This window comes from Sphingobium sp. FW306-1B-F04DB, from assembly GCF_058781925.1.
This window is the reverse complement of the sequence record NZ_JBYSXE010000023.1, coordinates 1-21708: the sequence shown is the minus strand read 5'-3', so window position 1 is coordinate 21708 and position 21708 is coordinate 1. Positions and strand designations below refer to the sequence as shown.

Below are 21708 nucleotides of genomic sequence, written 5' to 3'. Positions count from 1 at the left end.
TACGGAAGCGAAAGCCAGCGGCATTCGACCAAGCGGGGCAAAACTGAGTCGGGCTACAGCCGGTCGATCGACAGCCAGCCGTCATGCCCGCGCCACAGGCGCAGCTGTGCGGCGCGGGTGGCGGCCGCCTCGGTCGTCTGGCCGAGCGCCTGCTGCGCGGTGGCGAGGCCATAGAGCGCCCAGGCATTGTCGGGAGACCGCGCCAGCGCGTCGAGAAAGGCCTGGCGTGCACCCTCGCGGTCGCCCGCGCGCAGCAGCGCCGCGCCCAGCGACTGATGCACCGGATAATACCAGAAGGGCGGCTCCATATAGGCGATCGCCTGCTCGACCGCGATCGCTTGCACGTACTGCTTCGCCGCCTCGGCATAGCGGCCATGTGCATAGGCGAGCCGCCCGCGCGCGACGCTTTCGGCGATCTTCAGCAGGTCGGGCGCGGGCATGCCCTGATCGGTCATCCATTTGAAGTCGGTCTGTTCGCGGAGGCGCACGATCGCGCCGATCTCGCCTCCGGCCCGGGCATCGTCGCGCTGCTGCGCATAGGCGACCGCGCGCGCATAGTGCCGCATCGCGGCGGCATAGGCGAGGCGCGGATCGGGCGCGGGAAGCGCCAGTATTTCCTCGGGCGTGCCGACCTGTGCATGGGCCAGATAGGGCGCCGCATCGATCGCCTGGATCCACGCGATCGACGCCGAGACATCGGTGTCGAGCAGCGTGCGCAGCCGCTGCGCCTCGGCGATCGCGGTCTTCATGTCGCCCGTCATCTGCGCCGAGGTGACGATGAAATGCACATTGTGGGGATAATAGCCGTAGCGATAAAGCCCGGTGTCGCCCGACGCCTTCAGATAGGCTTCGTCGGCGCGCGCGGCGTCGATATTGACGCGGATCGAATCTGCATGGCGGCCAAGCACGTAATAGATATGCGCGGGCATATGGACGAGGTGCCCCGCCGCGGGAACCAGCGGCCGCGCGAGCCGGTCCGCCGCCGCCGCCGCACGCTTGGGATCGCTCGCCTCGAGCAGGTGGATATAGAGATGTGCTGCCTGTGCGTGGTCGGGGCTGCGCGCCAGCACGCGCTCGACCAGCGTCACCGCCTCGCCGATCTTGCCCCTGGGTGTCTTGCGGTCGGCCTCCCAATAGTTCCAGGGGCTGGTGTCCATCACCGCCTCCGCGGCAAGGATCGCGGCGTCGTCATGCTCGGGAAATTGCGCCGCGACCTTCAGCATCGCATCGGCATAGGCGGTGTCGAGCGCGGCGCGGTCGGCGCCGGCCGCGGCGGAGTAACGCCTGCCCAGTGCATCGATCAGCGCGCGTTGGACCGGCGCAGCCTGGGCTTTGAGCGTCTCCGCGCGGCCTAGCGCAGCGAGGGTGGGGGCAAGGCTCGCCGGGTCCATCGGTGCGTTGATATTGGGACCGTGCGCCAGCGCCTCGCCCCAGAAGCACATCGCGCATTGCGGATCGCGCTGCTGCGCTTCCCGAAAGGCGCGGATCGCGCCCTGATGGTTGAAGCCATAGGTGAGCATCAGTCCCTGGTCGAAATAGCGTTGCGCCACCGGGTCGCGCGTCGTGATCCTGAAGCTCGGGCTGCCAAGGCCGGGCAGCAGCGGCACCGCGCCGCTGGGCCCCACCTGCTGCGCCTGATAGGCCGCGGCGAACTGCAGTCGCTGGCGCAGGACCTTCCCGGCATCGCGGCTGGTGCCGCACAGGCTGCGCATCGTCCGCGTCGGATCGAGCAGTTCGAGCAGATGCGGCGACGGAGACGGCGGCGCGGGCGCGATCCCCATCAGCGCGGTTGCGGCGGCGGCGAGCAATGCCGGTTTCGCGAGCGTGATCATAACCATCTCCACCCTCTGCGCGAGGGGGCGACCATAGCATGAAGCTGCGTCCGCGGTTTATCGGGAGAATTACGGGCCCACGCACAACGCCCGCCGGCGGTCTCCCACCGACGGGCGCGCTTTCCTCCCCAGGAAATCAAACTCGAAAAAATTGGCGCATCACCGGCAAGGGGGGCGGGATGGGTCGGATCCCGTAGGGAACCGGTGATGCGCCGTCTCAGGCCTTTCAGGCTGCCTGACTGAACTGGTTCATGGTGTTGTCCTTGCCGCCCGCCTTCAGAGCGGCTTCGCCCGCGAAATACTCCTTGTGCTCGTCGCCGATGTCGGAGCCCGACATGTTCTGGTGCTTCACGCAGGCGATGCCCTGGCGGATCTCCTTGCGCTGGACCCCCGCGACATAGCCGAGCATGCCCTGCTCGCCGAAATACTCCTTCGCGAGATTGTCGGTGCTGAGCGCCGCGGTGTGATAGGTCGGCAGCGTGATCAGGTGGTGGAAGATGCCCGCGCGCTTCGCCGCGTCGCGCTGGAACGTCCGGATCCGCTCGTCGGCCTCTGCGGACAGCTCGCTCTCGTCATAGGCCGCCGCCATCAGCTGGCTGCGGTCATAGGCCGAAAGGTCGCGGCCTTCCTTCTCCCAGGCGTCATAGACCTGCTGGCGGAAGTTCAGCGTCCAGTTGAACGAGGGCGAGTTGTTGTAGACGAGCTTGGCGTCGGGAATGACCGCGCGGATGCGGTCCATCATGCCCGCGATCTGCTCGATATGCGGCTTCTCGGTCTCGATCCACAGCAGGTCGGCGCCGTTCTGCAAGCTCGTGATGCTGTCGAGCACGCAGCGGTCCTCGCCCGTGCCGGGACGGAACTGGAAGAGGTTGCTGGGCAGCCGCTTGGGCCGCATCAGCTTGCCACCCCGATTGATGATGACATCGCCGTTGCGTGCGGTCGCGGGGTCGATCTCCTCGCAATCGAGGAAGCTGTTATACTGGTCGCCGAGATCGCCCGGTTCCTTGCTGACCGCGATCTGCTTGGTGAGGCCCGCGCCCAGCGAGTCGGTGCGCGTGACGATGATCCCGTCCTCGACGCCCAGTTCGAGGAACGCATAGCGGCACGCGCGGACCTTCTGAAGGAAATCCTCGTGGGGCACGGTGACCTTGCCGTCCTGGTGGCCGCACTGCTTCTCGTCCGAAACCTGGTTCTCGATCTGCAGCGCGCAGGCGCCCGCCTCGATCATCTTCCTGGCGAGCAGATAGGTCGCCTCGGCATTGCCGAAGCCCGCGTCGATATCGGCGATGATCGGGACGACATGCGTCTGGAAATTCTCGATCCGGTCGAGGACCTCGGTCTCTTTCGTCGCATCCCCTTTTTCGCGCGCGGCGTCGAGCTCGCGGAACAGCAGATTGAGTTCACGCGAATCCGCTTGGCGCAGGAAGGTGTAGAGCTCGTCGATCAGCGCGGGGACGCTCGTCTTTTCGTGCATCGACTGGTCGGGCAGCGGCCCGAACTCGCTGCGCAGCGCCGCGACCATCCAGCCCGAAAGATAGAGATATTTGCGCTTAGTCGTCCCGAAATGCTTCTTGATCGAGATCATCTTCTGCTGCGCGATGAAGCCGTGCCAGCAGCCGAGCGACTGGGTGTACTGGCTAGGGTCCGCGTCATAGGCGGCCATGTCCTCGCGCATGATCCTGGCGGTATAGCGCGCGATGTCGAGCCCGGTGCGGAAGCGGTTCTGCAGCCGCATCCGTGCGGCGGCCTCGGCGCCGATCCCGTCCCAGGTCCCGTTCCTGGATTCGATCAGCTGTTGCATCCGGGTGATTTCGTCCTGGTACGCCATATTCCGCTTTCTCATCGTCTGTGGGGCAGCATCCCGCTGCGTCTGACCAAGAATTGACAAGATGACGGTATCCAAGCGAGGGAAATTTGCCGATTTTCGTGTGTTGGCGTGGACGAAATGCTGCTCTGGCTTGTCAATTTGTATGAAAATTGACAAGATTGGAGGATGGCGGAACACAAGCTCTTTGCGGGTCATGCTGTGCGGCGGCTGCGGCGCGGAGGGGGGCTCACCCAGGCCGCGATGGCCGAACTGCTCGACATCTCGCCCAGTTACCTCAACCTCATCGAGCGCAACCAACGGCCGCTGTCCGCAACCTTACTGCTCAGGCTCGCCGAGCAGTTCGACTTCGACCCGCGCTCGCTCTCGGCCGACGAGCCGGGGGGCGGCGCTGCGGCGCTCCGCCGGCGGCTCGCCGATCCGATCTTCGCCGATCTCGAGCTCGATCGCGCCGAGATCGACGAATGGCTCGCCGCCGCGCCCGCCACCGCGGAGGCCTTTGCGCGCGTCTTTGACCGTTTGCGCGCCGGCGGCGGGGCGGTCGCGGACGAGGTCGACAGCATCGGCATGGTCCAGCGCGAGATCGCGCGCTGGCGCAACCATTTCGCCGACCTCGACGCGCAGGCCGAGGCGATCGCCGACGAGCTGCGCCTCGGCGCGGGCGATCTCTATGGCGCGATCGCCGAGCGGCTGCGCACCCGGCACCAGCTCTCGATCCGCATCCTGCCCGTCGACGTCATGCCCGATCGGCTGCGCCGACTCGATCTTCACGCGCGCCAGCTCCAGCTCTCCGAGATGCTCGACCCCGCCTCGCGCACCTTCGCCGCGGCCTTCCAGCTCGCGCAGAACGAAGCGCGCGCCGAGGTCGATGCACTGGTGAAGGGCGCGGGCTTCACCGATCGCGTCGCCGAGCGCCTCTATCGCCGGCATTTGCTCAGCTATTTCGCAGCCGCGCTGATGATGCCCTATGCGCGCTTCCTCAGAGCGTGCGAGGCGACGGGCTATGACGCCGAGCTGCTCCAGCGCCGCTTTGGCGCGGGTTTCGAGCAGGTCGCGCACCGGCTGACCACGCTCCAGCGTGTGGGCGCGCGCGGGCTCCCCTTCTTCATGCTGCGCATCGACCGCGCCGGTCAGGTCTCCAAGCGCTATGCGGGTGCGAGCGCCGCCCCGCTCGCCGAGGCCGACGGCCGCTGCCCGCTCTGGAAGTTGCACCAGGCGTTCGACCGGCCCGGCCGGCTGATCCGCCAGCTCGTCGCGCTCGAGGACGGCAGCCGCTGGTTCACGCTCGCGCGCACCGTCCAGCCGCAGGGGCGCAGCTTTGGCCGGATCGGCGCAGAATTCGCGATCGGGCTCGGCGTTTCGGCGTCGCTTGCGGGCACGCTCGCGGCCGCAAGCGGCGTCGATATGGGCGGCGAGGCGGTGCCCATCGGGCTTGGCTGCCGCAGCTGCACGCGCCACGACTGTCCGCAGCGCTCGACCCCGCCCGCGGGCCGCGCGCTGCTGGTCAACGAGCGCGAGCGCGGGCTCTCGCCGTTCAGCTTCGCGGGGGATTGATCAGGAGCGCGACGCGGCATCCAGCCGCGCAAGCTGGTCCGTGCTCAGCTCCAACGTCATCGCGCCGAGCAGCTCTTCGAGCTGTTCGAGGCTCGTCGCGCTGACGATCGGTGCGGTCACGCCGGGCTGCGCGGCGGTCCAGGCGAGCGCGATCTGCGCGAGCGTCGCACCGTTCTCGACCGCGATCGCATCCATCGCGCCCAGCACCGCGCGGCCGCGGTCGGTCAGATAGGCCGCCATCCGCATCCCGCGCGGGCTCTTCGCGAAATCGGCCTCGCTGCGATACTTGCCCGTGAGGAAGCCGGAGGCGAGCCCGTAATAGGGGAGCACGCCGATATCGTGGTCGCGGCACAGCGCCTGCAGTGGCCCCTCGAACTTGTTGCGCGTCATCAGATTATATTCGGGCTGCAGCACCGCATAGGCCGCGAGGTCATTGGCTGCGCTGATGTCGAGCGCGCTTGCCATCCGTTCGGCCGAAAAGTTGGATGCACCCAGCACGCGCGCCTTGCCCGCGCGGACGAGTGCGTCAAAAGCTTCGAGTACCGCCTGCTGCGGCACCTCGGCGTCGTCCTGATGCGCATAGTAAAGGTCGATATAGTCGGTACCGAGCCGCTTGAGCGAAGCCTCGACCGCGGCGGCGATCCGCGCGGGCGCAAGCCCCGTACCGCTTTCTCCGGGCAGCATGCCCACCTTGGTCGCGATCAGTACATCGTCGCGGCGGCCGCGCTGCTTGAGCCAGCGCCCGATCACGGTTTCGGATTCGCCCCCTCGATGCCCCGTTACCCAGGCCGAATAAACATCGGCGGTGTCGATCATCGTCCCGCCCGCCTCGGCGAACCGGTCGAGCAGCTTGCAGCTGATCCGCTCGCCCGCGGTCCAGCCGAAGACGTTGCCGCCAAGCACAAGCGTAGGCGTCTTCAGTCCGCTGTTGCCGAGCGTCCGGATCTCGCTCATTGCGCGCGCTCCTCGATCTCGCGGGTCACCTTGCGCACATCCTGCGATCGTCCGCGCGGCAGGATCAATATGTCATTGCCGCTCGCGACCACGATCAGGTCGTCGACGCCGACAATCGCGACGCGCGGTCCGTCACTGCGGATCAAGCAGTTGTGACTGTCGATCACGATGGCGTTGCCCTCACAGGCATTGCCGTCGATGTCGCAGACGCTGATCGCGTGCAGCGCGTCCCATGATCCCAGATCGGACCATCCCATCGCGACGGGCACCACCGCGACGCGCTCGGCCTTTTCCATCACCGCATAGTCGATCGAATCGCTCGGCGACTGCGCAAAGCTCTCGGCATCGGGATGGACATGGCCGTTGTCGCGTGCCGCCGCTGCCATCGCGCGCTCGGCTGCCGCGAGCATGACGGGTGCATGCATTGCCAGCGCGCCAAGATACGTGTCGGCACGAAACAGGAAGATGCCGCCGTTCCACGCGTGATTGCCCTCGGCGATCATCTCGGCGGCACTGCGGCGGCTCGGCTTTTCGACGAAGCGCGCGACGCGATGGACGCGTGGTGCGATCTCTTCGCCGATCCGGATATACCCATAGCCCGTCTCGGGCTTGTCGGGCGCGATGCCGAAGGTGACGAGCCAGCCCTGCTCGACCAGCGGCAGCGCCGCCTCGACCGCGTCGAGGAACGCGTCGACATCGGCGATCACATGGTCGCTCGGCATCACGAGCAGCGGCGCGTCGCGATCGGGCGCGGCAAGCGCGGCAAGCGCGATCGCGGGCGCGGTATTGCGCGCGACGGGCTCGAGAATCAGTGCCTGCGCCTTGATGCCAACCTTGCCAAGCTGGGCCTCGACGACATCGGCATGCACTTCGTTGGCGACGATGATCGGCGGCTCGAAACGCGGATCGCCGTGCGTGCGCTGCGCGGTCAGCTGCAGCATCGTCTCCTCGGCGGTCAGCGCGAGCAACTGCTTGGGGCTTTCGGGCCGGGACATCGGCCAGAGCCGCGAGCCCGAGCCGCCCGACAGGATGACGGGAATGATGCGGCGCTTTTCGCGCATGTGCGAAATCCTCCGATAGCGTTCCTAACGCAGAAAATTCTCTCGGGATCAAAAACTTTTGCGGTTTCGACGACCTTCAGCCTTTTTTTGTAAATTTCAGCGACATTGCCCTGTCGGAAATTCTTACGTCGTGTGACTTGGAGAATCGGGCCGGGCGGTGATCAGGCTGTTCAAACATTATGTGCCGCACGCCGTGCTGCTTCTCGGCCTGCTCGATGTCACGCTGCTGATCGCGGCGGCGGAACTGGGCTGGGTGATCCGTGCCCGGCAGATCGGCATGGGCATAGACCCGGTTTCCACGCGCATCCCGCAATTGCTCGCCTTTGCCGCCGCGCTCGAAACCGCGATGATTGGGGTCGGCGTCTATGGCAGTGAATCGCTCCAGTCGGTGCGATTCGCCGCCGCACGGCTGCTCGTCGCGATCTCGCTCGGCATCCTCTTCCTGTCCGCGCTGTTCTTCTTCTTGCCCGCGGTCAGCCTCTGGCGCTCGAACCTGCTCTACGCGATGGCGTGCGCGGCCGCGTTGCTCCTCGCGCTGCGCATCCTGCTCGGCAGGGCGCTGGGCGGGCACGCCTTTCGGCGTCGCCTCGTCGTGCTCGGCGCGGGCGCGCGCGCCGAACGCATCAAAGCGCTCTCGCGGCGTCCGGGCTCGGGTTTCGTCGTGGTTGGCTATGTCGGAATGAACGACGGGCCGCAGACGATCGCGGAGGCGATCAACCGCGATGCGATCTTCAACCTGGCCGACCATGTGGTGCTGTTGAACGCAAGCGAGGTCGTGCTCGCGCTCGAGGAACGGCGTAACGCGCTCCCGCTCGCCGACCTGCTCCGGATCAAAACCACAGGGGTCCATGTCAACGAGATCTCGACCTTCCTCGAGCGCGAAACCGGCCGCGTCGATCTCGACAGCGTCAATCCCAGCTGGCTGATCTTTTCCGACGGCTTTTCCTCAGGACGGATGGTGTCGAGCATCACCAAGCGGCTGTTCGATATTACGGCAAGCGCGCTGCTGCTGCTGCTCGCCGCTCCGCTGATCGTGATCGGTGCACTGCTGGTGAAGCTCGAAAGCCGCGGGCCCGCCTTTTTCCGCCAGACGCGCGTCGGGCTGTTCGGGCAGGACTTCAGCATCATCAAGCTGCGCTCGATGCGCGTCGATGCCGAAGGCGACGGCAAGGCGGTGTGGGCCCAAAAGGATGATCCGCGTGTGACCCGCGTCGGCCGGCTGCTGCGCGTCACGCGGATCGACGAGCTGCCCCAGGCGTGGAGCGTCCTGAAGGGCGAGATGAGCTTCGTCGGCCCGCGCCCGGAGCGGCCCGAATTCGTCTCGGGTCTCGAACAGAAGCTGCCCTATTATGCCGAACGGCACATGGTGAAGCCCGGCATCACCGGCTGGGCGCAGATCAACTATCCCTATGGCGCGAGCCTGGAGGATGCCCGGCACAAGCTCGAATACGACCTCTATTACGCAAAGAACTACACACCCTTTCTCGATCTGCTCATCCTGCTTCAGACGCTTCGGGTCATCCTCTGGCCCGAAGGCGCGCGCTAAGGTGGGGCTGGCGATGATCGAGCTCATCGGCACATGGGCGCACGCCGCCGCCGCGATCTTGTTCGGCGCGCTGTGCGTGTGGCAGCTCAGGCGGGGCGTCGCTACCGGGGCGCATCGCGCGCTCGCCACCGCGCTCGCGCTGACCGGGATCTGGGCATTCACCGTCGCGGCCGCGGGCCCGATGGCGATGACGGCCGAACTGACCGAGAATCTGCGCAACCTCGCATGGCTCGGCTTCATGTTCGTGCTGCTCCGACAGGGGCGGCGCGATCATCGCCGGCTGACTGTGACGATGCTTTATGCGGTGCTTGCGCTGATCGGGCTCGGCATGATCGCGATCGATTTCGTGCCGCTCGTCTTCATGCCTGCCGCGGACGCGCTCGCGTCGATCCGCTTTTCGCTGCTCGTGCTCCACATGATGGTCGCGATCGGGGCGCTCGTGCTGGTTCACAATCTCTACACCGCCGCCGCGCCCGATGCGCGGCTGGGCATCCGGCTGCCGATGATCGCGCTGGCGGTGATGTGGACCTATGATCTCAATCTCTACACCTTCGCCTGGCTCGCGGGCGACTGGCCGGTGGAACTGCTCGCCATGCGTGGTGCGGTGACCGCGATGCTCGCCTCCGTCCTCGCGCTGGCCGTGCGCCGCAATGACCATTGGCAGATGCGCCTCTCACGCACCGTCGCCTTCCAGTCCTTCTCGCTCGCCGCGATCGGCGGCTATCTGGTGGCGGTGGTGCTCGTCACCAACGCGCTGACCTGGCTGGGCGGCGATCATGTGCGCCTGATCCAGATCGTCTTCGTCGTCGGTACTTCGGTCGCGGCGCTCGTCCTGCTCCCTTCGACGCGCTTCCGCGCCTGGTTCAACGTCAAGATCGCCAAGCATTTCTTTGCGCACCGCTACGATTATCGCGAGGAATGGCTGCGTTTCACCGACACGCTCGGCCGGCCGGCCGGGCAGGCGGCGCCGCTTGACGAGCGCATCGTCAAGGCGGTCGCCGACATCACCGATTCGCCGGGCGGCCTGTTGCTGGTCCCAGCCGATGACGGCGGGCTGGTGCCGCAGGCGCGGATGAACTGGCCGATGATGGAAGCGCCGCTGCGCGCCGCGGGAGCCGACCTTGTGCGCTTCCTCGAAAACACCGGCCGGATCGTCGAGCTCGACGCGCTGCGCTTGAGCGGCGACATAGATGATGACGAGGCGGCGCTGATCCCCGAATGGGTGCTCGCCGAGAACAGCGCCTGGGCGCTGGTCCCGCTCGTCCATTTCAATCGGTTGCAGGGCGCGGTGCTGCTTGAGCGGCCGCGCATCGCGCGCAAGCTCGATTGGGAGGATTTCGACCTCTTGCGTCTCGCTGGCAGACAGGTCGCGAGCTATCTGGCCGAGGCGCGCGGCGAGGAGGCGCTCAACGATGTGCGCCGCTTCGACGAGTTCAATCGCCGCTTCGCCTTTATCATGCACGACATCAAGAATCTGGTCAGCCAGCTCAGCCTCGTCGCGCGCAATGCCGAGCGCCATGCCGACAATCCCGAATTCCGCGCGGACATGGTGGCGACGCTGCAATCCTCCGTTGGCAAGATGAACGACCTGCTCGCGCGCCTGTCGCAGCACAACAAGGCGCGTCCCGAAGAGCCGCGCCCCTTCTCCGCGGCGCGCATGGTCGAAACGCTGGCGGCATCGCGCCGGATGCAGCATCCGGTCGTGGCGATGGTGTCGGGCGACCCGATGCTGCTTGCCGATCCCATCCGGCTCGAACAGGCGCTTGCGCATCTCCTTCAGAATGCAATCGATGCCAGCCCGCCCAGCGAGCCGGTCACGCTGAATGTCGTCGATCACGGCCATGAGGTCGCGATCGAGGTGCGCGACACGGGGATCGGCATGTCCGCCGAATTCATACGCGCGAACCTCTTCAAGCCCTTCACTTCGACCAAGCAGGGCGGCTTTGGTGTCGGTGCCTATGAAGCGCGCGCGCTCGTCACCGCGATGGGCGGTCGTCTCGATGTCGAGAGCCAGCAAGGCCATGGCAGCGTCTTCACCATCACGCTGCCCGCCGCTGCCCACCCCGCAATCCCGTCCACTGAACTGCTGGAGACCCCATGACCGCGCCCAAGCCCAAATTGCTGATCGTCGAGGATGACGAAGGGCTGCTGCGCCAGCTGCGCTGGGCCTATGACGATTATGAGGTGATCGCCGCGGGCGACCGCGCGAACGCGATCGCGCTGCTGCGCGCCGAGGAACCCGCGGTCGTCACGCTCGACCTTGGTCTTCCGCCCGATCCCGACGGGACGAGCGAGGGTTTCGCTGCGCTCGCCGAGATGCTCGCGATCAAGCCTGATCTCAAGGTCATCGTCGCCTCGGGGCACGGCGCGCGCGAAAGCGCGCTGCGCGCGATCGCGGAAGGGGCCTATGATTTCTACCAGAAGCCCGTCGATATCGACGAACTCGGGCTGATCGTCGGCCGGGCCTTCCACGTCCAGCGGCTGGAGGCCGAGAACCGGCGCCTTGCAGAAGCCGGCGGCGAAGACGCGATCGTGCTCGGCGGCATGATCACCGCCGCACCCGAGATGCTCAAGGTCGCCCGTACCATCGAGCGCGTCGCCAATGCCGATGTCTCGGTGATGTTGCTGGGGGCAAGCGGCACCGGCAAGGAACTGCTCGCGCGGGGCGTCCATCACGCGAGCCGCCGCGCGCGCGGCGCGTTCGTCGCGATCAACTGCGCCGCGATCCCCGAGAACCTGCTCGAAGCCGAGCTGTTCGGCTATGAAAAGGGCGCCTTTACCGGCGCGATCAAGACCACCGAGGGCAAGATCGAACTGGCTGAGGGCGGCACGCTCTTCCTCGACGAGGTGGGGGACATTCCGCTGCCGCTCCAGGTCAAGCTGCTGCGTTTCCTGCAGGAGCGCGTCATCGAGCGCATCGGTGGGCGCAAGCCGATCGCGGTCGATACGCGCATCGTCTGCGCGACGCACCAGAATCTTGAGGCGATGATCGCCGAAGGGCGTTTCCGCGAGGATCTCTACTATCGCCTCGCCGAGATCGTGGTGCGCATTCCGGCGCTCGCCGAGCGGCCCGGCGACGCGACGTTGCTCGCGCGACATTTCCTGCTGCGCTTCGCGCGCGAGATGAACCCGCAGGTCAAGGGGCTGGCACCGGATGCGCTCGCCGCGATCGACGCCTGGGGCTGGCCGGGCAATGTCCGCGAGCTCGAGAACCGGATGAAGCGCGCGGTGATCATGGCCGACGGCAAGCTCGTCGCCGCTGCCGATCTCGACCTGCCCATGCGCGAGGGCGGGGACCAGGGCGGCGACGTCATCAACCTCAAGGCGGCGCGCGAGGGTGCCGACCGCAAGGCGATCCGGCGCGCGCTCGCACGCTGCGAGGGCAATATCTCGAACACCGCGCGATTGTTGGGCATCAGCCGGCCGACACTCTACGACCTGCTCAAGCAATATGACATGCACGCTTGAGCAGCGACGCGGCTGACCCTATCCCAACCCCATGACGGGCAACGCAGACGACATCGCGCGCATTGCGGCAGCGCTCGAGCGCCTCTCGCCGCCGCTACCGCAGGCCGCGGATGCAGCGGTGCATCCTGCCTATGTCTGGCGTCAGGCCACGCTCGCCGCGACGCGCGCCTTCGAGCCGCTGCCGCTCGACATATTGAGCGGGATCGACGGGCAAAAGGCGGCAGTGCTCGAGAATGGACGCCGTCTCGCTGCCGGCCATTCCGCGCACGACGTGCTGCTCTGGGGCGCGCGCGGCATGGGCAAGTCGGCGCTGGTGAAGAGTATGATCGGTGCGCTGCAGGGAGAAGGTGCCGATATTGCGCTGGTCGAGGTTCCGGGCGACCGGCTTGCCGAGTTGCCCGCGCTCTTCGCGCAGATCGCGGATGCGGGGCGCGCCTTCGTGCTGTTCATCGACGATCTGGGCTTTGACGACAATGGCGGCGAGGCGCGTCACCTGCGCTCGCTGCTCGAGGGCGGCGCCGAGGCCCGGCCCGCCAATGCGCGACTGCATGTCACTTCCAACCGCCGTCATATCGTGCCGCGCGCGATGGAGGAGCAGCAGAGCGCGATCAATCCGCGTGATGTCGTCGATGATCGCATGGCGCTGTCCGACCGCTTCGGGCTCAGCCTCGGCTTCCACAATTGCGATCAGGAAACCTATCTGGACATCGTCGAAACCTATGCGCGGCTGCATGGCCTCGCCTTCGATCCGGCCGATGCGCTGCTGTGGGCAACGACGCGCGGAAGTCGCTCGGGGCGCGTGGCCTGGCACTACGCGGTCGAGCTTGCAGGGCGTGCCGGTAAGCATATCTGAGTGCAAACCGCTTCCGCTTCCAATTTGGCGCCATTGGCGCTAAGGCGGCGCGATTTTTTTCCGCATCCAGCACAAGAGACTACATGGCGAAAGAAGAACTTCTGGAAATGCGCGGGCAGGTGGTGGAGCTTCTCCCCAATGCCATGTTCCGCGTCCGGCTCGAGAATGACCACGAAATTCTCGGTCACACCGCCGGCAAGATGCGCAAGAACCGCATCCGCGTCCTCGTGGGCGACGAAGTGCTTGTCGAACTCACGCCCTATGATCTGACCAAGGGTCGGATTACCTATCGCTTCAAGTAAGCGGTTCAGGAAAAGTGGGAACCGGTTTTCCGCCCGGAACCGCAATCAACAAGACACCGGGGACGGGGCCCATGCGCCTGATCCTCGCATCCGCCAGCCCGCGCCGCGCAGACCTGCTCGCGCGGATCGGAGTCGTGCCCGACGCGATCGATCCTGCCGATGTCGATGAGGCACCGCTCAAGGGCGAACTGCCCGCACCGCATGCCGGGCGGCTCGCCGCAGAGAAGGCCGCCGCGGTCGCGGCACGTCATGCCGGCGCGTTGATCCTGGCTGCGGACACCGTCGTTGCCGCGGGGCGCCGTATTCTGCCCAAGGTCGAGGATGAGGCGACCGCGCGCACATGCCTCGAGCTGCTTTCGGGGCGCCGTCACCGTGTCCATTCGGCGGTGACGCTGATCGATGCCGAGGGCAAGGCACGGCATCGGCTTTCGACCAGCATCGTCACCTTCAAGCGGCTCGAGGACAGCGAGATCACAGCCTATCTCGCGAGCGGCGAGTGGCACGGCAAGGCGGGGGGTTATGCGATCCAGGGGCGTGCCGAGGCCTTTGTCCGCTTCCTCGGCGGCAGCCATTCAGGGGTCGTCGGGCTGCCGCTGTTCGAGACACGCGCGCTGCTGGCCGCGGCGGGCTACCCCCTTGGCTGAATGGCTCCTGGAAAGGGGCATCGGCGAGACGCGCGCCGCGCTTGTCGAAAATGGCACGATCCTCGAAGCGAACATCGAACGCGACGGTGATGAGGCGCGCGCGGGCGCGGTTGCGCGCGGGCGGCTGACTCGTCAGCTCATTCCCGGGCGGCGTGGCCTCGTCACGCTGGCATCGGGCGAGGAGGTGCTGCTCGAGCCGATTCCCGCGCGCGTCACCGAAGGCGCGATGCTGACCGTCGAGATTCTGCGCGGCCGAATCCCCGAGCCCGGCCGCGCCAAGCTCGCCAAGGCGCGCGGCGTCGCTGATGACACGCCCGAGCGCGCCGGCCCGACGCTCGAGGAACGGATCGCCGCTTCGGGCGATCCCGTGCGCGTGCTGTCGTCGATGGGCCCCGATCTGCTCGAAGCCGCGGGGTGGAGCGAGCTGCTTGAAGAGGCCGAGCGCGGAGAGATGAGCTTTGCCGGAGGGAATCTGCGTCTTTCGCTCACCCCCGCGATGGCGCTGATCGATGTCGACGGCGCGCTTGCGCCGGAGGCGCTCGCGGTTGCGGGCGCAGCCGCCGCGGGCCGAATGATCCGCCGCATGGGGCTTGCGGGCTCGATCGGGATCGACCTGCCGACAATCGAGGGCAAGGCCGCGCGAATCGCCGCAGCAGAGGCGCTGGACGCGCAATTGCCACAACCCTTCGAGCGCACCGCGGTCAACGGTTTCGGCTTCCTCCAGATCGTCCGACGCCGCACCCATGCCTCGCTCGCCGAGCTGCAGCAGGGGGACCGGGCGCTCGCCGCGGGGCTCGCGCTGCTGCGCCGCGCCGAACGTGCATTGGGGCACGGCGAGCGTACGCTGACCGGGGCACCCGCCATGATCGCGTGCATCGAATCGCGCCCCCACTGGATCGCAACGCTCGAACGCCGCCTCGGAGCTGCTGTCATCTTGCGTGCCGATGCCGCTATCGCCATATCGGGGGGACATGTCAGCAGCGAACACCCCTAGGAGCCGGCGCGGGCAATGCCCTGTGTGCAGCAAGCCCGCGCAACCCGAACACGCGCCATTCTGCAGCCGCGGATGCCGTGATCGCGACCTGTTGCAATGGCTCGGCGACGGCTATCGCATCCCGGGTCCCCCCGCCGATCAGACAATTCACGAAAACGACCAAAACGGGCTGGACAGGGAGCGCTGAGCGCCTCTATAGGCGCTGCTTCCGCAGCCACGGAACAGGCCCGGGTAGCTCAGTTGGTAGAGCATGCGACTGAAAATCGCAGTGTCGGCGGTTCGACTCCGTCCCCGGGCACCATCACCCCTACAGAGACGTCCGTATCCAGAAATCGGTAGTGAAGACTGGCCTCAAGCGATGCCGATCATTGTGTCGCCGACCAGGCTGATCAACGAAAGGAAGGCGACCGCGGTCTCGAGCAGCGGCAGCACCATGTGAGTGGCGGCGCAGGGGCCGCCACGACCAGATCCGGTTTTCCTATTTCCTTTCGGGGTTGTCTATCACCAGCCCTGCGGGACCGGAGCCATAGCCATGGTTGCTGCCGGGGACGTTTACGCGCCGCTCCGCGGCGTGCGCCCGCTGCACGTCTTCCTTGAGCAGGTAGACCGAGACGGCGAGGAGCACGACGTCCTTCATCAGGAAGGGGATGTTTCCAACCATTGCCGGAAAGCCGCCGGCCGACTCTGCCCAGCCGTCTGGCATGAACGGGATGATGGTCACCGTCCCCACGAAGGTCGCGGTCGACAGGAGCGCGCCGAGCACACCTGCCTTCTTGTTCCAGAAGCCGGCGAGGATCAGGGCGAAGGTGGTCGATTCGACGACGCCGAGAAACGTGCTGGCGCCGCGGATGCCGAAGACCGGGTACATCCAGGATATCAGCGGACCGTTGTTGATGAAGGGGATTAGCACCTCGGCCTCATATTCGAACCACTTCTGGTAGGCGAAGAAGAAGAACATGATGACCATGGAAGCGCGGACGAGGTGATAGTCGAGGTCCTGCTTCAGAAGGCCGGACCGGGCGAGCTTGTCGATGATGAAGTTCATGATTTCCTCCTGCTGAACGCGATCGTGAGGGTTCCGCGAGCGAACCTCGCGGTGTGACCGTCGATTGAAATGAGTGATCGGTGTCCGGGCGCCGCCGGGGCGACGCCCGTCACCAGTGATGGTTCGATCAGTGCACCGCCGGGAAGTCGATCGCGGTGTCGTTGATCCGGTTGAAGACGTTGGTGAACACCGTCAGCGCGATCGCCAGGCTGATCTCGACCAATTGCTGGTTGGTGTAACCAACTGCCTTGATCGCCGCGAACTCATACTCGTCGATCGTGCCGCTGCTGCCCGCGAGCAGATTGACGAAGCGGATCAGGGCGTCGCGCTTGGCGTCGCCTGTCGGTTGGCCGACACGGATTTGCTTGAGCGCATCCTGCGGAAGACCTGTCATCTTGCCGAGCAGGCTGTGCGCCGCGACACAATAATCACAACCCGCAACCGCGCTCACGAGCAGCTTGATCGTCTCCTGATCCTGCTTGCTGAGCGAACCGGCGGCCAGAACACCCTCCGCGGCCAGCCATGCCTTGAGCGCAGCCGGTCCATGCGCACCGATGGTCGCGAAGGCGTTGGGCACGCTGCCAGCAGCCTTCTTGATCTGGGCATAGACCTCGGCCGTTTCGCCAGTGGCGGTCGCGAGGGCGGGGGTAGGGATACGAGACATTGGGGACACTCCTTGCTTTGAGCGACGTCCTTCCTGGACGGTAAGTGTCATTTATATCTGCATGATGAGCTTGATAATTCCAGATGAGCTCATAAATATGCTCCATCGTATCATTGGTGAGGTTATGTATGACGGAGCCCATGGATTGGCTGAGCCGCTTGCTGGAGATGATCCCCGTCAGCGGCCGCGTGGATTATCGCTGCTTCTTCGGAGCGCCGTGGCGGGTCGACTTTGACCCCGCGCTAGCCGGGGAAATGCCCTATCACATTGTGCTCGGCGGATCGGTCGTGCTCGATGATCCGGCAGGCGGGTCGTCGCGGCGACTGAGCGCCGGCGACATTGTGCTGTTGCCTCACGGCACCGCCCATTTTCTGCATGACGGCAGTGGCGTGCCGCCCGCCACGAACCGCGAGCGCCTCGGATCGGCGGTGACGATCAGCGAGAATGACGGTGCCGGCGAACGACTGGACATGCTCTGCGGGCATTTTGTGCTGTCGCCGGCGCACGAAAGGCTGATGCGCTCCTATCTGCCGCCGCAGCTGGTGGTGAGTGCGGCCGAGCGGAGCGCTGAAACGGCGCGGCCGGGAACGGGTGCTCAACTCGCCGGGCTGGTCGGGCTCATGCGGATGGAATCAGCCGACGAGCATTTGGGAGGGCGCGCAATGCTGAACGCGCTGTCGACGGCCATGTTCGCGCTTGTCCTGCGCCTCGCGGGCGAAGCCGCTCAGGGTGCGGACGGATTGCTCGCGCTTGCGGGGAACCCACGGTTGGCGCCGGCGCTTTCGGCGCTGTTCAACGCCCCCGCACGGGCCTGGACGCTTCCCGAACTGGCGGGTCTCTGCAACATGTCACGCGCGACGTTCATTCGCCAGTTTCAGCAGAGCCTGGGCCGGTCCGCCGTCGATTTGCTCACCGATATCCGAATGACCCTGGCGGCCAACGAATTACGGAAATCCTCTTCATCGACCGGTGCGGTCGCGGACACCGTGGGCTATCAGTCGGAGGCCGCATTTCAGCGCGCCTTCAAGAACCATATGGGCGTGACGCCGGCACAATATCGGCGACAGGCGACCACAGCGGCCGACGATGCCCGGTAGGGTGACCTGGGGGGCAGACGGCTCCTCGCGATCACGCATCGCCAAGCCTGTCAGCTTGCTCAAAACCTGCGGCAATAACCCGCAGCCTTTCCTGCAGTCTCGGCGCCACAAAGTCGAGAAACGCGCGGAGCTTCAGGGGCTGGTGCTGGTGCGGGGCGTGAACAAGCTGGACGGGGATCGGCGGCGGTGCCCAGTTGCTCAGGACCGGCGCCAGAGTGCCATCGCGCACGGCATCCGCCGCCTGATAGGACATGACACGGGCAATACCGAGACCTGCGGCCGCGCCGTCGGGCCGATGAGGGCCCGTCCCAAAGAGGAGTGCCCCCAATGTCCCGTATCCCCACCCCGATCATCGAAGATGCGCCCGCGGAAGCACAGCCCCATCTCGCCGCCATCAAACGGCAGGTTGGCACCGTGCCAAACCTGTTCCGCATCGTCGCCAAGCTCGACGATGCCGAGATCACCGCAAATCGCAGTGGCGCCTCGAACGATTTGCGCGCCGATGCCGCCGTCCGCTTCGCCGCCAAACTCGCCCGTGAGCGCGGCCAGGTCAGCGAGACCGATATCGCCGCAATCAAGGTCGCCGGCTACTCGGACGCCGAAATCGTCGAGGTAATCGCCCATGTCGCCCTCAACGTCTTCACCAACTACGTCAACGAAGCCCTGAAGACTGAGATCGACTTTCCACATGTCGGTGCCCGCGAGGCCGCCTGAGTCCTCAACCCCGCCCGCAAAGGCGCGGGCGGCCTCAATATGGAGATTTGCCATGACCGTACGTTTCAGCACTGCCGACGTCGACGGCATCAGCGTATTCTACCGCGAGGCCGGGCAAGCCGGCGCGCCCAAGCTGCTGCTGCTCCACGGCTTCCCGAGCTCCAGCCACATGTTCCGCGATCTGATCCCGCTGCTGGCGGACCACTTCCACATCGTCGCGCCTGATCTGCCGGGCTTCGGCCAGTCAGGTGCTCCCAAAACCAACAGCTTCGATTCGATTGCCGACACGATCGAGCGCTTCACCGAGATCGTGGGTTTCGATCGCTTCGCGGTTTATGTGTTCGATTACGGGGCGCCGACCGGCTTCCGGCTGGCCATCCACCATCCCGAGCGCATCACGGGCATCGTCTCCCAGAACGGCAATGCCTATGTCGAAGGGCTCAGCGACGGCTGGAACCCGATCCGCGCCTATTGGGAGGATGCGTCGGCGGCCAACCGCGAGGCGTTGCGCGCGTTGCTCACGCCCGAGACGACCTACTGGCAATATTCGCACGGTGTGGCCGACACATCGGTCCTTTCGCCAGACGGTTATACGCTCGACGATCATTATCTCGCGCGACCCGGTGCAGATGACGTCCAGCTCGACCTGTTCGGCGACTACAAGAGCAACGTCGCGCTCTACCCGGACTTCCAGGCCTATTTCCGCACCCACAAGCCGCGCTTCTTGGCGGTTTGGGGACGCAACGATCCCTTCTTCCTCCCGCCCGGCGCCGAGGCGTTCCAGCGCGACATGCCCGAGGCGCGCGTGAAATTCTTCGACACCGGCCATTTCGCGCTGGAAACCCACGCCGCCGCAATCGCAGCTGAAATCCGGGATTTCTTCGCCTGACCTCCCCCAAGGGCGCGGGCCACCCTCGCCCCGCGCCCGCCCTCAGCGACCCAAGGAGACAAACCATGCGCGCTATCGTTCTTGACGGATTCGGCGGCCTCGACGTGCTGACCTATCGCGACATTCCCGAACCCGAACCGCTCGCCGGCCATGTGGTGATCGAGATCAAGGCGTTCGGAATCAACCATGCCGAGATGCACATGCGTCGCGGCGAATGGGCCGAGGCGGCACCGGTTTCGGGCATCGAATGCGTCGGCATCGTCAAGTCATGTCCGGGCGGCGAATTCCCCACCGGCGCGAAGGTGGCGGCGCTGATGGGCGGCCTCGATCCGATCCCCGATTTCAACCCGCTGCTCCAGATGGCGAGCGGCGTTTACCTGACCTTCTTCGGCAGCTTCGTGTTCGGCACGCCGGGCTTTCCGCCGTCGGACGTACCGCTGGCGCAGATCGCGCAGGATGCGGCGGCCGGTCGGCTCGACGTGAAGCCAGCGCGCGTGTTCGGCTTCGACGAGGTGCGCGAGGCGCATCGGCTGATGGAGGCGAACGAGGCGGGCGGCAAGATGGTCGTGGTACTCGATCCCGAGCCGTGACGTGCTCGCTGTGCGACGACGGCGGGCATTCAGGTGGGTCGCGGGCCAATTTGATGCGGAGCCCGGAATGCAATTTCGCTGACCGTCCGGCCGAATTCTCTCGAAAACACAACAAGGACGATACGGCATGCTTGTACGAGACCAGTTTTGTGAAATGTCGGGAGGCTTCGCCGCCCGATGGGCACCGATGCCGCTTCGGCTGATCGTCGGTTACGGGTTCATGGCGCACGGCCTCGCCAAGCTGGGGCGCGGTGTTGGATCATTCGCCGACATCCTTCACGCAATCGGCACGCCCTTTCCCGAGGTGATGGCTTGGCTGACCGTCCTCGTCGAATTGTTTGGAGGACTGACGATCCTGCTCGGCGCGGCCGTTGCCCTGACAAGCATTCCGATGGCGATCGTGCTGCTGGGTGCCATTTTCACGGTCCACCTCCCCAATGGATTCAGCTCGATCAAACTCCTGTCGGTGACTGCGACGGGCGCGCATTTTGGGCAGCCGGGCTACGAAACGAACCTTCTTTACCTGGCCGGACTCGCGGCTCTCGTGCTGGGCGGCTCCGGCCCCCTATCGGTAGATCAGTGGCTGGCCCGTCGGTTCCGCGCCGGCGGTAAGCCGGTCGCATAGACTCCTTCGGTTCGGGACATCTCCTTATGGTCGGTTGATCGGCGCGAGCCGTGCCGGCGCCGGATCTCACCGAAACGGTCGATAAAGCCGGGCATGACCCTGGCCGGCTGTGGCCGGCCAGGGCGATGGATGCCTTTATGCCGCCACGATGACGTGATCGGGGTTGGCGATGGCGAAGGCCGCGTCGCGATCGGCGGCGGGCGGGTAGATCCACTGCGTGTTGATCTCCCGCTTCACGGCCTTGCCGGTCTCGCGCGTCAGCTTGACCTGGCGGTCCCACCCTTCGGTGAAGAGCGCGCCCCACGGACCGATGTCGAGGCAGGTGACGTAGCGGGGCTGGCTGTACGGGTGCAGCGGCAATCCAACCAGTTCGGCGGCCGCATTGTGGCCGGCGACGCGCCCCAGGCTTTGGGCATGCTGACACGACATGGCCGCGACATTGCCGAGGTCATCGGTTGCCGCGCGCACGACGTCGCCGGTGACAAAGACGTCCTCAGCTTCCGGCGCACGGAGGAAGGCGTCACCGGTCACCCGGCCGAAACGGTCTTTCTCACCCGGGATCTGGGCCGCGAGCGGGTTGGCGCGCGCCCCCGCGGTCCAGACGACGGTGTTGGTCTCGATGCGTTCGCCGGACGAGAGCGTGACGCTGTCGGCGCCGATCGCGGTGACCGCCGCGCCGGTGATGATCTCGACGCCGCACTCGGCCAGCGCCTCCTCGATCACCGGCCGGGGATTGGGACCCAGGTCAGGGCCGATATGCGGCGCCTGCTCGACAACAACGACGCGGATGGCCGCGTCGGCGCCCAGAATCGCGCGCAGACGCTCGGGCATCTCGGCAACCGTCTCTATGCCGGTGAAGCCGCCGCCGGCCACCACCACGGTGTTGCGCGCGACGGTTTCAGGACGGCCTGCGAGCGACGTCAGATGTGCCTCGAGCGTGCGCGCGTCCTCGAACTGATCGACGTTGAAGGCATGATCCGCGAGACCGGGCACCGGCGGCTGGAAGAGATGACTGCCCGTTGCCAGCACGAACTTGTCGTAGGGCATGTTC

The 21708-nt window shown here is 66.1% G+C and carries 22 protein-coding genes and 1 tRNA gene; 15 read left to right on the top strand and 8 right to left on the bottom strand.

Going from position 1 to position 21708, the window contains the following annotated elements:
- Positions 1 to 53 precede the first annotated feature (53 nt).
- Positions 54 to 1832, bottom strand: coding sequence for a tetratricopeptide repeat protein (locus AC3WJD_RS11820; protein ID WP_492746839.1), 1779 nt, complete (start codon positions 1830 to 1832; stop codon positions 54 to 56).
- Between the two features lie 226 nt (positions 1833 to 2058).
- Complete coding sequence (locus AC3WJD_RS11815) at positions 2059 to 3660, bottom strand: isocitrate lyase (RefSeq protein ID WP_492746838.1); 1602 nt, start codon at positions 3658 to 3660, stop codon at positions 2059 to 2061.
- A 165-nt stretch (positions 3661 to 3825) separates the two neighbouring features.
- Between AC3WJD_RS11815 and AC3WJD_RS11810 the strand changes: the two genes are divergently transcribed.
- Positions 3826 to 5211 (top strand): helix-turn-helix domain-containing protein, encoded by a 1386-nt coding sequence (locus AC3WJD_RS11810; RefSeq protein WP_492746837.1) that lies wholly within the window; start codon positions 3826 to 3828, stop codon positions 5209 to 5211.
- On the opposite strand, the gene AC3WJD_RS11805 is transcribed toward AC3WJD_RS11810, so the two are convergent.
- Together AC3WJD_RS11805 and AC3WJD_RS11800 are read right to left on the bottom strand one after the other, a co-directional pair.
- Positions 5212 to 6165 (bottom strand): aldo/keto reductase, encoded by a 954-nt coding sequence (locus tag AC3WJD_RS11805; protein WP_492746836.1) that lies wholly within the window; start codon positions 6163 to 6165, stop codon positions 5212 to 5214. It abuts the gene before it with no gap.
- Positions 6162 to 7226: a mannose-1-phosphate guanylyltransferase/mannose-6-phosphate isomerase gene (locus tag AC3WJD_RS11800; RefSeq protein WP_492746835.1), complete on the bottom strand. Its 1065-nt coding sequence runs from the start codon at positions 7224 to 7226 to the stop codon at positions 6162 to 6164. Before AC3WJD_RS11800 ends, AC3WJD_RS11805 begins: the two co-directional genes overlap by 4 nt.
- Positions 7227 to 7383: 157 nt before the next feature.
- Here AC3WJD_RS11800 and AC3WJD_RS11795 point away from each other — a divergent pair, with 157 nt between their 5' ends.
- The 9 genes from AC3WJD_RS11795 (at position 7384) to AC3WJD_RS11755 (ending at position 15334) form a co-directional block, all read left to right on the top strand.
- A complete protein-coding gene (locus tag AC3WJD_RS11795; RefSeq protein ID WP_492746834.1) occupies positions 7384 to 8772 on the top strand; it encodes a TIGR03013 family XrtA/PEP-CTERM system glycosyltransferase in 1389 nt (462 codons plus the stop codon).
- Between the two features lie 13 nt (positions 8773 to 8785).
- Positions 8786 to 10873: an XrtA/PEP-CTERM system histidine kinase PrsK gene (prsK, locus tag AC3WJD_RS11790; protein ID WP_492746833.1), complete on the top strand. Its 2088-nt coding sequence runs from the start codon at positions 8786 to 8788 to the stop codon at positions 10871 to 10873.
- Entirely contained in the window at positions 10870 to 12240 is a 1371-nt protein-coding gene (gene prsR / locus AC3WJD_RS11785) for a PEP-CTERM-box response regulator transcription factor (RefSeq protein ID WP_492746832.1), read from the top strand. Before prsK ends, prsR begins: the two co-directional genes overlap by 4 nt.
- 31 nt (positions 12241 to 12271) lie before the next feature.
- Positions 12272 to 13093, top strand: coding sequence for an ATP-binding protein (locus AC3WJD_RS11780; RefSeq protein WP_492746831.1), 822 nt, complete (start codon positions 12272 to 12274; stop codon positions 13091 to 13093).
- Positions 13094 to 13176: 83 nt separating this feature from the next.
- The gene (infA, locus tag AC3WJD_RS11775) at positions 13177 to 13395 is read left to right on the top strand and encodes a translation initiation factor IF-1 (protein ID WP_003049127.1); all 219 of its coding nucleotides are present in this window, start codon (positions 13177 to 13179) and stop codon (positions 13393 to 13395) included.
- Positions 13396 to 13466: 71 nt separating this feature from the next.
- Positions 13467 to 14039 (top strand): Maf family protein, encoded by a 573-nt coding sequence (locus AC3WJD_RS11770; RefSeq protein WP_492746830.1) that lies wholly within the window; start codon positions 13467 to 13469, stop codon positions 14037 to 14039.
- Complete coding sequence (locus AC3WJD_RS11765) at positions 14032 to 15033, top strand: ribonuclease (RefSeq protein ID WP_492746829.1); 1002 nt, start codon at positions 14032 to 14034, stop codon at positions 15031 to 15033. The genes AC3WJD_RS11770 and AC3WJD_RS11765 overlap by 8 nt, the downstream gene beginning before the upstream one ends.
- Positions 14984 to 15220, top strand: a complete 237-nt coding sequence (locus tag AC3WJD_RS11760) for a DNA gyrase inhibitor YacG (protein WP_492746882.1) — start codon at positions 14984 to 14986, stop codon at positions 15218 to 15220. Before AC3WJD_RS11765 ends, AC3WJD_RS11760 begins: the two co-directional genes overlap by 50 nt.
- A 38-nt stretch (positions 15221 to 15258) precedes the next feature.
- A tRNA-Phe gene (locus AC3WJD_RS11755) sits at positions 15259 to 15334 on the top strand.
- Positions 15335 to 15511: 177 nt separating this feature from the next.
- Here the strand turns inward: AC3WJD_RS11755 and AC3WJD_RS11750 are convergent.
- A complete protein-coding gene (locus AC3WJD_RS11750) occupies positions 15512 to 16078 on the bottom strand; it encodes a YkgB family protein (RefSeq protein WP_492746828.1) in 567 nt (188 codons plus the stop codon).
- 127 nt (positions 16079 to 16205) lie between these two features.
- Positions 16206 to 16742 (bottom strand): carboxymuconolactone decarboxylase family protein, encoded by a 537-nt coding sequence (locus AC3WJD_RS11745; RefSeq protein WP_492746827.1) that lies wholly within the window; start codon positions 16740 to 16742, stop codon positions 16206 to 16208.
- A 128-nt stretch (positions 16743 to 16870) separates the two neighbouring features.
- On the opposite strand from AC3WJD_RS11745, the gene AC3WJD_RS11740 reads away from it, so the two are divergent.
- Positions 16871 to 17839 carry a cupin domain-containing protein gene (locus AC3WJD_RS11740; RefSeq protein WP_492746826.1) on the top strand — a complete coding sequence of 323 codons (969 nt, stop codon included), beginning with the start codon at positions 16871 to 16873 and terminating at the stop codon, positions 17837 to 17839.
- 31 nt (positions 17840 to 17870) lie between these two features.
- Here the strand turns inward: AC3WJD_RS11740 and AC3WJD_RS11735 are convergent, their stop codons facing one another.
- Positions 17871 to 18167, bottom strand: coding sequence for a LysR substrate-binding domain-containing protein (locus tag AC3WJD_RS11735; protein ID WP_492746825.1), 297 nt, complete (start codon positions 18165 to 18167; stop codon positions 17871 to 17873).
- Between AC3WJD_RS11735 and AC3WJD_RS11730 the strand changes: the two genes are divergently transcribed.
- From AC3WJD_RS11730 to AC3WJD_RS11715, 4 genes are all read left to right on the top strand, one after another.
- Positions 18167 to 18553: a carboxymuconolactone decarboxylase family protein gene (locus AC3WJD_RS11730; protein WP_492746824.1), complete on the top strand. Its 387-nt coding sequence runs from the start codon at positions 18167 to 18169 to the stop codon at positions 18551 to 18553. The two genes, AC3WJD_RS11735 and AC3WJD_RS11730, sit on opposite strands and share 1 nt — an antisense overlap.
- A 52-nt stretch (positions 18554 to 18605) precedes the next feature.
- Positions 18606 to 19442, top strand: a complete 837-nt coding sequence (locus AC3WJD_RS11725; protein ID WP_492746823.1) for an alpha/beta fold hydrolase — start codon at positions 18606 to 18608, stop codon at positions 19440 to 19442.
- Between the two features lie 65 nt (positions 19443 to 19507).
- Positions 19508 to 20032, top strand: coding sequence for a zinc-binding dehydrogenase (locus tag AC3WJD_RS11720; RefSeq protein ID WP_492746822.1), 525 nt, complete (start codon positions 19508 to 19510; stop codon positions 20030 to 20032).
- 127 nt (positions 20033 to 20159) lie between these two features.
- Complete coding sequence (locus AC3WJD_RS11715) at positions 20160 to 20657, top strand: DoxX family protein (RefSeq protein ID WP_492746821.1); 498 nt, start codon at positions 20160 to 20162, stop codon at positions 20655 to 20657.
- A gap of 135 nt (positions 20658 to 20792) precedes the next feature.
- On the opposite strand, the gene AC3WJD_RS11710 is transcribed toward AC3WJD_RS11715, so the two are convergent.
- Positions 20793 to 21708 (bottom strand): NAD(P)/FAD-dependent oxidoreductase (locus tag AC3WJD_RS11710; protein WP_492746820.1); only part of this gene is annotated, 916 nt, incomplete at its 5' end.